The 13580-nt window shown below is 65.1% G+C and carries 15 protein-coding genes; 6 read left to right on the top strand and 9 right to left on the bottom strand.

Annotation, left to right across the window (positions count from 1 at the left end):
- The first annotated feature begins 3 nt into the window (after window positions 1–3).
- The 4 genes from ACESNG_RS05540 (at window position 4) to ACESNG_RS05555 (ending at window position 3209) form a co-directional block, all read left to right on the top strand.
- Window positions 4–1353 (top strand): aminotransferase class V-fold PLP-dependent enzyme, encoded by a 1350-nt coding sequence (locus ACESNG_RS05540; RefSeq protein WP_373060602.1) that lies wholly within the window; start codon window positions 4–6, stop codon window positions 1351–1353.
- 22 nt (window positions 1354–1375) lie between these two features.
- On the top strand, window positions 1376–2035 hold the full coding sequence (locus ACESNG_RS05545) for a DUF4412 domain-containing protein (protein WP_373060601.1): 660 nt from the start codon (window positions 1376–1378) through the stop codon (window positions 2033–2035).
- 151 nt (window positions 2036–2186) lie between these two features.
- Window positions 2187–2477, top strand: a complete 291-nt coding sequence (locus ACESNG_RS05550) for a hypothetical protein (RefSeq protein WP_373063382.1) — start codon at window positions 2187–2189, stop codon at window positions 2475–2477.
- A 45-nt stretch (window positions 2478–2522) separates the two neighbouring features.
- Window positions 2523–3209 (top strand): CAAX prenyl protease-related protein, encoded by a 687-nt coding sequence (locus ACESNG_RS05555; protein ID WP_373063384.1) that lies wholly within the window; start codon window positions 2523–2525, stop codon window positions 3207–3209.
- Here ACESNG_RS05555 and ACESNG_RS05560 read toward each other — a convergent pair.
- Window positions 3197–3532 (bottom strand): hypothetical protein, encoded by a 336-nt coding sequence (locus tag ACESNG_RS05560; RefSeq protein WP_373063386.1) that lies wholly within the window; start codon window positions 3530–3532, stop codon window positions 3197–3199. The genes ACESNG_RS05555 and ACESNG_RS05560 overlap by 13 nt on opposite strands.
- Here ACESNG_RS05560 and ACESNG_RS05565 point away from each other — a divergent pair.
- Entirely contained in the window at window positions 3531–4343 is an 813-nt protein-coding gene (locus ACESNG_RS05565) for a DUF547 domain-containing protein (protein WP_373063388.1), read from the top strand. The genes ACESNG_RS05560 and ACESNG_RS05565 overlap by 2 nt on opposite strands.
- Before the next feature lie 71 nt (window positions 4344–4414).
- Window positions 4415–4543 (top strand): hypothetical protein, encoded by a 129-nt coding sequence (locus ACESNG_RS05570; protein WP_373063390.1) that lies wholly within the window; start codon window positions 4415–4417, stop codon window positions 4541–4543.
- On the opposite strand, the gene ACESNG_RS05575 is transcribed toward ACESNG_RS05570, so the two are convergent.
- The 8 genes from ACESNG_RS05575 to ACESNG_RS05610 form a co-directional block, all read right to left on the bottom strand.
- A complete protein-coding gene (locus tag ACESNG_RS05575) occupies window positions 4530–6992 on the bottom strand; it encodes an ATP-binding protein (protein WP_373068126.1) in 2463 nt (820 codons plus the stop codon). The two genes, ACESNG_RS05570 and ACESNG_RS05575, sit on opposite strands and share 14 nt — an antisense overlap.
- A 2-nt stretch (window positions 6993–6994) precedes the next feature.
- Complete coding sequence (locus ACESNG_RS05580) at window positions 6995–7528, bottom strand: hypothetical protein (protein ID WP_373063394.1); 534 nt, start codon at window positions 7526–7528, stop codon at window positions 6995–6997.
- Between the two features lie 54 nt (window positions 7529–7582).
- Complete coding sequence (locus ACESNG_RS05585) at window positions 7583–9514, bottom strand: serine/threonine-protein kinase (protein WP_373068131.1); 1932 nt, start codon at window positions 9512–9514, stop codon at window positions 7583–7585.
- Window positions 9508–9687 carry a hypothetical protein gene (locus tag ACESNG_RS05590; protein WP_373065321.1) on the bottom strand — a complete coding sequence of 60 codons (180 nt, stop codon included), beginning with the start codon at window positions 9685–9687 and terminating at the stop codon, window positions 9508–9510. The genes ACESNG_RS05585 and ACESNG_RS05590 overlap by 7 nt, the downstream gene beginning before the upstream one ends.
- 103 nt (window positions 9688–9790) lie before the next feature.
- Window positions 9791–10372, bottom strand: coding sequence for a DinB family protein (locus ACESNG_RS05595; RefSeq protein WP_373065323.1), 582 nt, complete (start codon window positions 10370–10372; stop codon window positions 9791–9793).
- Between the two features lie 53 nt (window positions 10373–10425).
- A complete protein-coding gene (locus ACESNG_RS05600; protein WP_373065325.1) occupies window positions 10426–11400 on the bottom strand; it encodes an alpha/beta hydrolase family protein in 975 nt (324 codons plus the stop codon).
- Between the two features lie 21 nt (window positions 11401–11421).
- Window positions 11422–11862: a DUF2721 domain-containing protein gene (locus ACESNG_RS05605; RefSeq protein WP_373065327.1), complete on the bottom strand. Its 441-nt coding sequence runs from the start codon at window positions 11860–11862 to the stop codon at window positions 11422–11424.
- A gap of 80 nt (window positions 11863–11942) precedes the next feature.
- Window positions 11943–13580, bottom strand: a 1638-nt coding sequence (locus ACESNG_RS05610; RefSeq protein WP_373068129.1) for a prolyl oligopeptidase family serine peptidase, incomplete at its 5' end; no start/stop codon positions are given.

Below are 13580 nucleotides of genomic sequence, written 5' to 3' on the forward strand. Positions count from 1 at the left end.
GCCGTGGCCGGGGCGACCGCCCTGCCCAGTCTCGCCGCCGCGCTCTCGCCGAGTTTCTCGCCGCGATTTTCGCCGCACGCGATCCGGCGTCTGCTCGATGCCGCCGATGTCGCGAAAGATCGCGGCGTCGCCCTCTTCGACCCGTCTGCACCCGCCTGGCGCGGCGACGCGGCACAGGCCGAGGCGTTCGCCTCCGACGAGGATTTCTGGGAGCCGATCCAGCGCGCGTTCGATCTCGACCGCACGTGGATCAACCTGAACAACGGCGGCTGCTCACCGGCGCCCTCGCACGTCATGGCGCAGCTCGAGCGCGATCTGCGCTTTTCAAATGAGCTGCCGGTGATTCACATGTGGCAGACGCTCGAGCCGCGCATCGAGATCGTGCGCCGCGAACTGGCGATCGAGTTCGGCTGCGACACGAACGAAATGGCGATCACGCGCAATGCGTCGGAATCGCTCGAGACGCTCATCTTCGGCATCGACCTCGAGCGCGGCGACGAAGTCGTCGTGAGCAACCAGAACTACGGGCGCATGCTGAACGCGTGGAAGCAGCGCGCACGTCGTGATGGCATCGTCGTGAAGGAGGTGTCGTTCCCGGTGCCGTGCACCGAGCCGCAACAGATCGTGGACGCATTCGCCGCCGCAATGACGTCGCGCACACGAGTGATGGAGATCACGCACATCACGAACCTGACCGGGCAGATTCTCCCCGTGAAGGAGCTGATCGCGATGGCGCGCGCGAAGGGTGTGGCCACGTTCGTGGACGGGGCACACGCGTTCGCGCAGTTCCCGTTCACGCGCGATGAGCTCGACGTGGACTACTACGGCACCAGCTTGCACAAATGGCTCTTGGCGCCGATCGGTACGGGCTTCCTGTACGTGCGTAAGGACAAGATCGAACCGATGTGGCCGTTGATGGCGGGCAACCCAGGGCAGGAAGCCGACATCCGCAAGTACGAGGAGATCGGCACGCATCCGGCGGCGAATCACAACGCGATTTCGGTGTCGCTGGCGTTTCATCGTGCGATCGGCGTGGCGCGCAAGCAGGCGCGTCTCAAGTTCCTGCGTGACCGGTGGGCCAAGCGGCTGCTGGCCGAGGGAAAGGGACGGGTGAAAGTGCTGACGCCGCTCGATTCCAAGTGGGGCGGCGGCATCGGCTTCTTCAATGTGGACGGGCTCGATCCCGTGAAGCTCGGAAGCTGGCTGGTGTCGCAGCATCGCGTCGTGCAGACGCCGATTGTGCACGCGGAGTTCAGCGGGATCCGCGTCACCCCCAACGTGTATACCACGTTGGACGAGATCGACCGGTTCTCCGAGCTCGTACTCAAGGCAATGCGAAACGGTATTGCCTGATGTCCCATACCCGAGTGTGCTGATGTTTCGAGTGTCTCCGATCACCATCGCTGCCGTGACGGTTTCGATGTTCACGGTCGTGTTGCCCGTCGTCGTCGCCGCGCAGCCGTTCGAAGGTGCGGTCACGATGCGCCTGTCGGCGCAGGGCGCGAATGGTCCGCAGCGGCAGGAGATCGAGTATCTGGTGCGCAACGGCAAGGTGCGTGTATCGATGGGAGGACCGGCCGGCGCAATGTCGTTGTTGTCGGTGCCGCAGGAGCAGAAGGTGTACGTGCTCATGGCCGCGCAGAACGCGTACATGGAAATGCCGATCGCGGACGCGGCGTCGAGTGTCGCCGCGAGGACGCCGGCCGACGCGAAGGTCACGCGAACCGGCCGCATGGAAACCGTGGCTGGCTTTTCGTGCGAACACGTGAACGTCACGACTGTGGCGCAGACGGTCGATGTCTGCTTGGCGAAGGGACTTGGTGGCTACGTGAACCCGTTGAGCGCGATGCAACGCAGCAGCGAGCCGGCGTGGCAACGTATGCTCACGGCCGATGGCGGCTTCCCGCTCAAGGTCACGATGCCCGACGGGAGCGTTCCACTCGAGGTCGTGAAGATCGAGAAGAAGCGATTGGCCAACGACCTGTTCTCGGTGCCGCTCAACTACACCAAGATGGAGATGCCACGCCGTCGTTGAGACCCTGGCAGCGAAGTCGTGGCAGATCGACACGACGGGACGGGGCTGAAACCTCCGTCCCGCGGTCGCGTTAGGGAAGTAGGGGGCGGACGGACGCACGACGCCAAGAGCTGTGCCATGCGCTCCGTTCCCGATTACTCAGGAGGTTTCCGTGTTTTTTCTCATCTCGTTCGTCATCGCCAGCATCCTGGCCGTCGTGCTTTATGGCACCACGCGCCGCTTTGTCCGCAATCGGCTGCGGTACGTCGACTCGGTGCAGAAGGGCATCGCACCGTGGGCCGCCGGTGGGGCGGCATTTCTGCTGGGCGCGGTGTTGGTGCCGTTCCTGCCGCTCGTGGGTCTCGGCACTGCCTTGACCGCGGGCCTGGCGGTCGGTTCCGGAGTCGCTGCGGGCGCCCGGGACATCAAACAGGGCATCTCGCCGGTCGTGTACGGACCGTGATCGTGGGAGGGGCCATGTTGGCCCCCGAGTCGATACAATTGGTGCATGTCAGAACCTTCATTGATACGGCAGTACCCGTCGCTCCCCTGGATTGCGCCGTTCGCGGTGTTCATGATCCTGCTGGCGATCGGGCCCTCTGTTCCTATACCGCAGCCTTGGGAATCGATTCTCCGCGTCGGGGTGCTGGTCGTGGTGCTGCTGACGATTTCGCGAGACGTGGTGCTGTCCCTTCGCGTGCGCCACGCGCTGCCGAGTGTGTTGCTCGGGTTAGCGGTCTGCGCCATGTGGGTCGCTCCCGATCAGCTCTTTCCGGGGTGGCGCGATCACTGGCTCTTTCAGAACAGCATCACCGGGACCGTGACCACCACGATCCCGCCGTCGGAGCTGGCGGATCCTCTCGTTGTGATCCTGCGCGTGGTCCGCGCCGCGTTGCTGGTGCCGATTCTCGAGGAGCTTTTCTGGCGCGGCTGGCTGCCCCGGTGGATCGTGAACAACGATTGGCAGCAGGTGCCGCTGGGCACGTTCAACGTGATGGCGTTCGTGGGCACGGCGGTGTTGTTTGCGAGCGAGCACGGGCCCTTCTGGGAAGTCGGGCTACTGTGCGGCTTGATCTACAACTGGTGGATGTGGAAGACGAAGTCGCTGGGAGACCTCGTGCTGGTGCACGCCGTTACGAACGCCGCGCTGTCCGGCTTCGTGATGGTGACGAAACAGTACGCCTACTGGATGTAGCGTTCGGGGTGCTCGACTTCGCGCACGAGTATCGCCTGCGCGCCGCCGAAGTCGAGCAGCAACAAGTCGCCGACGCCGTGCTCGATACGAACGCTCATACTGTGCGGCGCCGCCGGATTATCGGTATGCAGTACTTCCCCGTCGACGCGATAGACGAGATCGACGACCTGATCCTGTCCGCCGACGTCCACGTGGTAGCGGAGCACACCGTCGATGAGAAATTCCATGCGCACACCCGGGGCGAAGTCGAGTGACGCGTCGGCGCGCATGAGGCGCCAGATGCCCAAGAGCCAGTCGGTACTCATCGTGGTACTATACACCATGTTTTTCTCGCTGCGCAGGGCCTCGGACGTGGCACGCCGGTGGGTGTGGGTCGCGCTGATCTTCGCGACTTCACTTGCCGCTCAACCGGCCCCCAGCCTGCCAGCCGCAAGCGTGACGGTCGACCACTCCCCGTTCGACACGTTATTGCGTACTCACGTGACCGATGGGCTGGTGGACTATGACGCTTTTCGGGACGCGGTCGCGTTCCGACGCTATCTGACGTCGCTCGAGCGCGCCTCGCTGGCCGGTGTCGACGAGGACGAGCGTTTGGCGTTCTGGATCAACGTGTACAACGCGTACACCATTCAATTGATCGTCACACACGGGGAGCGCGAGAGTATCCGGAACATCGACCGCACACTCGGGCTGCTGCGGCTCAAGGGGCCGTGGAGCGAGCCGATCGTGCGTGCCGCCGGACGCACCCTGTCGCTCGACGAAGTGGAGCATCGGATCATCCGCAAGGATTTCCACGATCCGCGTATTCACTTTGCGCTGGTCTCGGCGGCCAAGGGGAGCCCGCCATTGCGGTCGGAGGCGTACACGGGCGCCGCGCTCGATCGGCAACTGTTCGATCAGGGGACACGGTTTCTGAAAGACAGCACCAAGAACCAGATCGAGACGCGTTTTCCCCGCCTGAGCCCCATCTTCACGTACTACCGGCTCGACTTCGGTAACTCGCGCACGGAAATCGGCGCCTTTCTCGCCACCTGGTTCGACGGTGAGACCAAGACGCGCCTGGAATCCGGACGCTTCGGGATGCGGGAACTCCCGTTCGACTGGTCGCTGAACGCGAAGCCGCGGCCACGCTGAGTCGCCGGGGGCTGTTACCCCAGGCCTGCTTCCGACGTCGGAATACACATGCCCTCTTTCCGGAGCCGCCCATGCACCGTCCCGTTTCCCCGCATCTTACGCGCTCCCGCTCGATTCGATTCGACCGGCAGTCGCTCGCCGAGGGCGGACTCGCGTTGCTGATTGCCTACGCGGTCGCGTACGCGTTCAGCGCGTTCTGACCGGTCGGTCGGCCGCGTCGCGGTGGAAGGGCACCCACACCAGTGCCACGATATGGACCCGCACGTCGCCGCTCTTGGCCTTGATCGGGACAACTTCGAGCGCATCCTGCTGCGCGTCGTAGGTCGCTCCCAGCGCGTCGATGTCTTGTTGCAGCGCCGCCTCCAGGTTGGCGTACTGCGCCTGTAGCGCCTGCACGCTTTCGTTGGCGCGCGTCACATCGCCCTGCTGCTGCGCCGCCCGTCCGGCGCCGCGGGCCGCCGTTCCGACTTTACCGAGCGCGCCAGCGGAAATCTTGCCACGCCCGAAGATCGCACCGAGGATCGCGCCACCCACGGAAATCGCGCTGTCCATCTTCGCCTGTGAGGCCTGGGCCTGCTCGCGCTGCACGGCCTGCTCGGCGCGACGAACGCGCTCCTGCAACGATGCGAGCTTGGTGGCGTACTTGCCGCGCAGTGTCTCGATCTGATTGTCGCGCGCCTCCCGCGCCATCAGCTGCAGACGAATCCGGAAATCACGTTCCGCTTCGCCCGCATTCGATGTCTGCTTAAAGGCGGCGCTGCGGAGCAATGACACGCTCTCGTTGGTGACGATCCATTTCTGTAGCGCCTTGCTCCACGCCGGATAGCTCTTCGCGTTGGTCGCAGCCTTGGGCAATGCACCGTACGCCGCCCCGTTGGTCGGGCTGCGCTCGAGCGCCGAGGGATCGAGGTCGATCCGCTCCGCGTTGTCCCATTCGAGCGTGATCGGACCGTCGTCCATGGTGGCCAGCAGGGACACGCGTCGCTGCTCCGTCACGCCATGTTTGACACTGGCAAAGGACACGTCGGCCACTCCCAACACGGCTGGGTGGTAACTGATCGGGCCCCCGCTCGAATGCACGGGTAGGAAGTACTGCGGCACGTCGGCCGGCAAGACCGGCGCTTGCGCCGATGCCGACGGATCGAGCGATGACATACTGCCGCCTCCGCTCCCCCCCGTGATCCCGGCGGTGTTGTTCGTTCGCATCGCGGCGTCGGCGGCTGCGGTTGCCGTCATCCCATTGCCGGTGCGCGCGCTCAACGACTTGATCTGCTCGCGGGTCATCGGGCCGGCCAGGTACGACATGGTCCAGCGAGTTTCGAAGGTGATCGGCGCCGACTCGTGGACGCTGTGCATGAGAAACACGCGTTTGCCGAGTCCGGCGATCGTCTGCTCCATGGCCGCCTTGTCGAACGGCTGTCCGCCCGACGCCCCCTCGAGACCGTCCATCAGGCGCATCTTGTCGCGTTCGGTTTGCAGACGTCCGATAAACCAGGTGCCCGTGTTCGACAGTCCGCGGTAATCGAGGTCCACCGGGTTCTGCGTGGCGAGCACGACGCCGAGTCCGTAGGCGCGCGCCTGCTTGAGCAGCGTAAGCAGCAGCACCTTCGAGGGCGGATTCGCAACTGGCGGCATGTAGCCGAACAGTTCGTCGATGTACAGAATCGCGCGCAGTGAGCCGGTGCCGGGCTGCGTGCGCACCCACGCGAGAACGTCGGCGAGCAGGAGCGTCATGAAGAACATGCGCTCGGCGTCGCCAAGATGCGCGATCGAGACGATGGAGCACTTCGGCTTGCCGCTGGCGTCGTACAACAGCGTCGCCGTATCGAGCGGCTCGCCCTGCATCCACGTCTGAAATCCCGGCGCCGCCAACAAGTTGTTGAGCTTCATCGCGAGCTCCGTGCGATCCTTCGGCGGGAACACCGTGTCGAGCGGCATCACCCCGACCGTATCGAACGGTGGTGACTGAATGCCGCCGATCAGCCCGGCGAGATCGAGATCGCGTCCCTCGCTCCACGCGGCATGCAGCAGGTTCGCGAGCAGAATGTGTTCGCGGCTCGAGATCGGATCCGCGTCGATGCCGAGCAAGGCGAGCACACTCGTGGCGGTGGCGTTGACGCGCTCCTGCATCGCTTCGGTGTCGTCGCGAATGAGCGGCGGCGGGGCCACGAACGCCTTGAGGAGCGACAGCGGCCGTCCCGCGGTACTGCCCGGCGTGTAGATGGTGACATCGGCGGCGTCGACCAAGCGCTGGATGCGCGCGCCGTCTTGGCCCCAGCTGGCCAGTCCGTCTTTCCAGAGGGCGGCCTGCTTCTCGGCGAAGGCGTCGGGGGAGAGACCCGCATTCGTGGCCTGCTGCGGATCGATCCACGGACGGAAATCGGCTGGTGCCAACGATGGGAATCGTAGCGCGAGGTTGCCGAGGTCGCCCTTCGGATCGATGGCGATCACCGGGATGCGATCGATCAGCGCTTCTTCAATTAGGCCGACGCCGAGCCCGGTTTTTCCGCTGCCGGTCATGCCGATGATCACGGCATGTGTGGTGAGATCCTTCGCGTCGTAGAGCACGTAGTCGTCCCGCCGCGTGCGGGAGGCGAGGTCGTAGCGCTTCCCGAGGTAGAAGGCGCCCAGCGTTTCGAAGTCCGTCATGATCAGCGGTTGATGCGGGGGGCGGTATAGGTCGTGGGTACGCGGGCGAACAGCTCGCGTTCATGCTTGCGCATGTTCTCGATCTCGTAGGGCTGGACGGTCTTGGCGACGAGGTCCACTTGCTTGCTGGTGGAGTCGACGGTGTCGCCGGTGAGGAAGATGTCGAGCAGCGACTGGAGTTGTGCCGGCGTGCTGTTGCTCGATGCGGCGGTGAGCGTTCGGCGTTCGACGAAACGTGTCGGCGCGTAGTCGGCGTCGTAGAAATACCTACGCGACGAGGACGTGCTGTCGGCTAGCAGCATCTCCTCCGCGATCACGACGAGTTCGCCGTTGACGTAGTGGGCCGTGTAGCGGGATTCGGCGGTGACGCTGTCCGACCAGACGCCCTTCACTTTCACGGTGTCGGTGGAAGACGAGGCGGACATCGCGGTGGCGCTATCAGCGGCGGGGGCCCGCTTACTGTCTCCGCAGGCGGTCACGGCGACGGCGCCGCCGCAGGCGAGCGTGGCACCGAGCAGGAATTTCGAGCGCGTCATGTGCGACCGGGTTCGGGATCACGGAGCTGCACAACCGGCGCCCGTCCGGCAATCTCACACCGGCGTCGGCTGTGACGCGAGCCGTCTGGCCCGTGCTGCTGCTGGCATGGCCGAGGGGCGGTCGAGTATCTGGTCGACGTCGCGGACAGCGTCTACCCGGCGCTGCAGGTCGCGCACGACATCGAGCTGTTCGGTGAGAGTTCCGGGCAGCGTAATTCTGGTGTCGAGGCGGAGCAGATCGAGCCGCATCGCTTCAAGGGCGGCGATAGTAGCCCCCAGACGCCCGTTGACGGCCGCTCGCTCGAGGTCCAGGGTCTTGGTGGCCTTGGGCAACTCGCGTGGCGTGGCGGGGCGCGCAGACACGCGGAGACGCCGCTGCTCGCCGGAAATCTCCAACGCGCGGCGGCGGAGCATGGTCGCTTCCTGCGCCAGGGCGGCCGCGGCGGCCGGCAGCGCCCGGAGATCGCGCTGGGCCGCCTCCGGCAATCGCGCGAAGATGTCGGCGGCGGCGCGACCGAGTAGGATTTCGGTGGGCGCGTGGGCGGGAATCGGCCGATTGACGATCGCCGAGGTTTTTCGGCCAATCCACCCCACGACGCGCGTGGCGAGGGGCTGTCGCACGAAGCTGTAGAACCAGGCGCTGAATCCGCTGGTCTGGCGAGCGGCGGCGAGACTCCGCTTGATCATGAGGGGCGGCAGCAGCCACGTCATGAGACTCAGGATGCTCTCGAGGGCAGTGGGCAGACCCCATTGATCGACGTGGCCTTGGGCGACCGCGAGCAGGAACGCGGAGCACAGCACGGCGGTACCCTGAACCGTCCGCATCGGACGGCGCGTCGACGTGGGTGCAGGGGCAAGCGCATCGGCCACATCCTGCGGCGCGACGCCCAGCTTCAGCGACCGTCGTGCGGCCAGCAGGGTCTCGCTGCCGCGCAGCGCGACCCCAGCGGCGGCGAGCATCAAGACTCCCTGTATGACGTGGACGAGGATGGCTCTCCCGAGCGACCCCGCGTCTTCGCCGACCACCCAGAAGAACGATGCAAAGGCGATGGCGATCGTCCATTCCGCGAGGGTCTTCGTACGGGATGCGCCAAGTCGCACGGCGCGGGCCTCGATCGGGAGTTCGCCGCCGTCGGGTGTGCGCTCAAAGGCCGCGACGAAGCTGGCGGCGGAGTCGAATCGATCGGCCGCGTCGGTGGCGAGACACTGATCGATGGCGTCGACCAGCGAGTCGGGGAGGTGCGGTGCATGCGTGCGCACCGAGGGCGCGCGGGCCACGGATTGCTGGGCGATGATCGCGAGCGCACTGCCGCCTTCGTACGGGTAGCGGCCAGTGGCGGCGAGATACAGCGTGACGCCAAGGGCGTAGAGGTCGGCCCGTCCGGTGACGGCCTCACCGAGTGCCTGCTCGGGAGCCATGAACCGGGCGGTGCCCGCGACCTCACCGGACGAGTGCATTCCCGTGAGCGCATTCGCCGCCGATGCCTCGTGGAAGGCGATGCCGAAATCGGCGATGAGTGCGCGGTCGGTGCCCTGTTCCAGCAGAATGTTCTCGGGCTTCACATCGCGGTGCACGACGCCGCGCTCGTGTGCATACGACAGCGCCCAGCCGATTTCACGACCGATACGACGGATGGCGTCGGCGGGGAGTGGCCCAACGCGGCGCAGACGATCGGCCAGCGTCTCGCCAGGCACGTAGGCCATGACGAACCACGCCAGATCGCCCGATTCCTCGACCCCGTGGATGGGGACGATGTTCGGATGAAAACATTGGGCGGCGATGCGCGCTTCGCGCAGGAATCGGCGACGGACGTCGGTGCGCGACGCGATGGCGGGTGCGAGCAGCTTGATCGCGACCGGACGCTCGAGAATCACGTCGCGCGCGAGATACACGATCCCCATGCCGCCGCGACCGATCTCGCTTTCGAGCGAGAAACGGCCCGCCAGCGCTGTCTGGAGTGCGACGAAGGCGGCGTCGGTCAGAATTCGCGGCGCTTCATTTCCTTGAAAATCCCTTCGGCGTCAGAGCCTTCGAGCGGTTCGGTTTTGGTGCGCGTGGCTTCGAGCGTCGGATCGAACAGGCTGCGAGACGGCTTCTTCTGTTGAGACGCCTTGGCGGCCGTCTTCCTGAGCAAGGCCTTGAGCTGCGAATCCTTCATGGGCACTCCGGTTGGGGGCTCCTTGATGTTGCTGGCAGCGAAGGCGCCTGTAAAGGCCGCTGGAAGAAGACGGTGGCGGCGTCAGCCTGTCATGGACCCGGACTCAACGCGTCGCGGGGCGCGGAAGTGCTGTGGGTGGCAGCAGGTTGTTGAGGCGCATGTAGTTCGCCAGCTGACTGTAATGATCGGCGTTGTCGAGCGCGTGACCGAGCACCATGGCAATGCGAGTCGTGTTCCGCGTCTGGCCGTTCGGCAGGCTCATGGTCACCGCGGCGCCGATGTTCTGGTCGTTCACCTGGGCGAGCGCGCTCTCGCAGAAGGTGTTGGCCGCCTTGAGCTGCGTCACCAGGTCGGCCTTCGCCCAGGTGGCCTTGACCGAATCGGGCGTCGTCAGCTCCATGTTCGACCGCGCCGGCTTCATGTCGCCGAAGTTGCTGCAGAACAGGTAGTTGTCATTCGCGAGATGCTGCGCGATGTAGCCGATCGTGAGCTGGGCCGGCGTCGGCTTGTAGCCGAACTTGTCGGCCGGAATGGAATCGAGCGCCTGGGCCAGGTTGCGGTGCAGCGAGGTGAGGCGGCCGCGGAACGACGCGGTCACAGGATCGGTCTGCGGGGCGGTCGGCGGTTGGGCAGCGATTACGGTGGGCAGCGCCAGCGCGAGAATGGTGACGTAGAGACGCTTCATGGTAAATCTCCGGAAAACGCGGGGAAACGGAGCAGGGGAGCGAACAGGAAAGCTCAGCGCACGATCGGCGGCAGGTCAAGTAGAGCGCGGATGGCGTCGATCACGGCGCGACCGGCCGCCGTGTACGGCGTCATCGCTTCGAAGTGGCCGTCGCCGACAATCGTGACCGCCCGTGCGCTGTCGCCGCGCGATCGGGCGGCGGTGACATAGGCCTCGCGCACGGCCACGGGCGCGATGAAATCCCGGTCGCCGGCGATGTGCACCGTGGGAACGCCGAGAGGCAACCGCTCGATCGGTGAGGTCTCATGCAGGCGCGTCGGCACGCTGTCGGGAGTGCCGCCCAGCAGTGACTCGACGGCGGGGTTGCCGCAGGTATTCCGCTCGCGGCCGTAAAACTCGCGCAGGTCCGCAATGCCGCCCACCGAGACCACGCCGCGTGCGCCGAGTGGCGTGCCGCCGAACAGCGGGCTGGCGCTATCAAGCGCGGGGCGGGAGGCCAGCCACAACGCGAGGTGCCCGCCGGCGGAATGTCCGGTGAGCACGATACGCATGGTATCGATCGGGTAGAGCTTGGCGAGCGTGCGGACATAGTCGGCCCCGTCGGCGACATCGCGGAAGGTGCCGGTCCAGCCGCCGCCGGGATTATCGTAGCGCCGGTACTCGACGTTCCAGGTGGCGACCCCCGACTGGGCAAGCGCGTCGGCCAGCGGGGCGCTGTTCCGCACCGACGCGTACGGCGAGTACCAACAGCCGCCGTGGATCACGATCGCGATCGGTGCCCGATTGCTGTTCGTCGCCTCCGGCGGCAGGCGCAACTCGCCGAACTGCAACGAGTCGCGTCCATAGGCGATCCGTGTGCCGGCATCGCGCAGTGGCACCGTGTCCACGTCGCTCGCGCGCATCAGACGCGGCGCAGCGCTGCGTTGCACGTTGCCTTGAGCACACGCGACGGCCGGGGCGGTGAGGAGCGTTGCGGCGAGCGGCAGCGCACCCAAGGCGCGGAGAAACCGAGGAGGAGAATTCGACATGACGTGAAGTAGAGGGCGCGCTCAGTGCGGCCCGATCCGCAGCGAGCGCGTGGCCAACTGCACCTCGCGCAAAAAACTCAGCAGCCCCGTGATCAGCGCCGCCATCGAGAGCACGAAGCAGGTGGCGACGATGCGCGAAATGTCGTACGAGAAGAAGCCACTAATGAACAGAATGGCGATCATCAGACAGACCAGCAGCGCGGCAATTGTGCACAGGCTGATAGCGCGATTGATATGCCGGGCGCGGCGCGAGAGCATGAGCAAATCGGAGCCCAGAAGGTGCTTGTGCTCGCCCGTCACGTCGATGAAGCGGTCTTCAAGCGCTCGAGCCCGGTCGATGATGCGGGCGAGGCGACTGGTCAGCACGCCGAGCAGCGAGGCGATACCGGTGAGCATGAAGACCGGCGCAATCGCTAGCTGGATGACATGGGCGATCGCGGAAATTCGGGTGTCTGGCTGCATGCGGGAAAGATGACACCGAAGGGCCGCGTCGCGCGAATCCTGCACGCGACACGGCCCTTCGTGTGTGCACCCTCCCGACGCTATTTGATCTCGCCGTTGCCGCGGTAGTAGTCACCCAGCAGATGCTCACCGAAGTATTCCATGAGCATGCGCTGGTTGTACGGACCGGTGCCGCGGTAGCCATGCGGTTCGCCGGGATAAATGAACAGGTCGAAGCGCTTGTTGGCCTTGACCAGCGCATTCACGAGCCGGATGGTGCCACCGGGGTGCACGTTATTGTCGAGGTCACCGGTCGCGAGGGCGAGATTGCCCTTGAGATTGCCGGCGAGTTCGTCGTTGGTGGGCACGCGGATGTCGAACGTGATCTTGTCGGCGTTCGTGGAATCCTGCACCACTTCACGTGCGGCGGCGTTCGCTCCCGGTCCACCGCGACGTGCGGCACCGGTGCCACCCGCTCGCACGGCACCGCTGGCGCTGTCGGCCTTGGCGATGACCTTCACGCCATGGTTCCACTCGCTCCAGTTCTGGTTGTAGATGTTGTTGTCATGATTGCCGGATTCCGACCAACCCACTTTGAAGAATTCGTTGTACGGCGGCAACAGCATGGCGGCGGCGGTCATGAAGCCACCACCGGAGTGCCCGAAGATGCCGACCTTGTCGAGGTCGATGAACGCATGACGGGCGGCGAGCTGCTCGAGCGCGTACTTCTTATCAGCCAGTGCGTAGTCGCGCATGTTGCCGTAGCCGTAACGATGATACGCCAGCGAGCGAAGCGGGCTGCCACCGCGATGGCCGACTTCGACCACGATGAAGCCGAGCTGCGCGAGCTGCATCAGCGGACCGCGCACGCTGAAGCCCGTCGTCATGCCTTCGGTCTGCGGGCCCGGATAGACGTACGTGATGATCGGATACTTCCTGGTGCTGTCGAAGTCAAACGGCTTCCACATGTTGCCGTACAGCTCCGTGATGCCGTCGGCGGCTTTTACGGAGAACGTTTCCGCCGGCTTGAATCCGAGCTCCTTGAGCTTCGAGAGATCCATCTCCTCAAGCGTGCTGAGGATACGACCCGAGGCACCGTCACGGAGTACGGACTTGGGGGCCAGGTCCATCCGCGAGAAGGTGTCGTAGATGTAGCGCTTGGTGGGTGACACGACGCTGGGCATGCCGTTCTCGCCGAGCGTCGAGGCGTGGTGCGCGTTGCCGGCGTCGAGCAGTGTGAAGCCAGTGCCGTCGGCATTCACGCGATACAAGTGCGTTTGATAAAGTTGTTCGCCCGTCTCACGTCCCTGGCCGGACACCCACACCTGTTGCGTCGTGGAGTCGATCTTGACGATGCTGTTGGCGTTCCACTGACCGGTGGTCAACGGGCGCTTCTCACCGCCGTCGAAGCCATACACGTAGAACATGCCCCAGCCGGTTTTCTGCGACCACCAGAGGAAATCACCGCCCTTCTTGAGATACGCGATGTTCTTCGGCTCGAGCGCGGCACCTTCGATCTCGTCGGCGAGCAGCGTCTTGATGGCGTTCGTCCCGATGTCAACTTCGATGAAGTCGACGGCGCGCTGTGGACGATCGCGCCGCACGACACGCACCTTGTCGCCGTTCATCGGCCAGTGTACATCCTGCAGCGACTGATCTCTCCACTTGCGCACGTTGAGCTGCTTCACTGCTTTTTGACCGCGCGTGAACACCCAGAGTTCGCTCTGCGTGACGTTCTC

The sequence above is a fragment of the Gemmatimonas sp. genome (assembly GCF_041689975.1).
In the GTDB taxonomy this organism is placed as follows: domain Bacteria; phylum Gemmatimonadota; class Gemmatimonadetes; order Gemmatimonadales; family Gemmatimonadaceae; genus Gemmatimonas.

Excerpts from the sequence above, each read along its gene's own strand:
- ACESNG_RS05545 (WP_373060601.1), top strand. The coding sequence starts at position 1,376 with ATGTTTCGAGTGTCTCCGATCACCATCGCTGCCGTGACGGTTTCGATG.
- ACESNG_RS05555 (WP_373063384.1), top strand. The coding sequence starts at position 2,523 with ATGTCAGAACCTTCATTGATACGGCAGTACCCGTCGCTCCCCTGGATT.
- ACESNG_RS05565 (WP_373063388.1), top strand. The coding sequence starts at position 3,531 with ATGTTTTTCTCGCTGCGCAGGGCCTCGGACGTGGCACGCCGGTGGGTG.
- ACESNG_RS05560 (WP_373063386.1), bottom strand. The coding sequence starts at position 3,532 with ATGGTGTATAGTACCACGATGAGTACCGACTGGCTCTTGGGCATCTGG.
- ACESNG_RS05570 (WP_373063390.1), top strand. The coding sequence starts at position 4,415 with ATGCACCGTCCCGTTTCCCCGCATCTTACGCGCTCCCGCTCGATTCGA.
- ACESNG_RS05575 (WP_373068126.1), bottom strand. The coding sequence starts at position 6,992 with ATGACGGACTTCGAAACGCTGGGCGCCTTCTACCTCGGGAAGCGCTAC.
- ACESNG_RS05580 (WP_373063394.1), bottom strand. The coding sequence starts at position 7,528 with ATGACGCGCTCGAAATTCCTGCTCGGTGCCACGCTCGCCTGCGGCGGC.
- ACESNG_RS05590 (WP_373065321.1), bottom strand. The coding sequence starts at position 9,687 with ATGAAGGATTCGCAGCTCAAGGCCTTGCTCAGGAAGACGGCCGCCAAG.
- ACESNG_RS05595 (WP_373065323.1), bottom strand. The coding sequence starts at position 10,372 with ATGAAGCGTCTCTACGTCACCATTCTCGCGCTGGCGCTGCCCACCGTA.
- ACESNG_RS05600 (WP_373065325.1), bottom strand. The coding sequence starts at position 11,400 with ATGTCGAATTCTCCTCCTCGGTTTCTCCGCGCCTTGGGTGCGCTGCCG.
- ACESNG_RS05605 (WP_373065327.1), bottom strand. The coding sequence starts at position 11,862 with ATGCAGCCAGACACCCGAATTTCCGCGATCGCCCATGTCATCCAGCTA.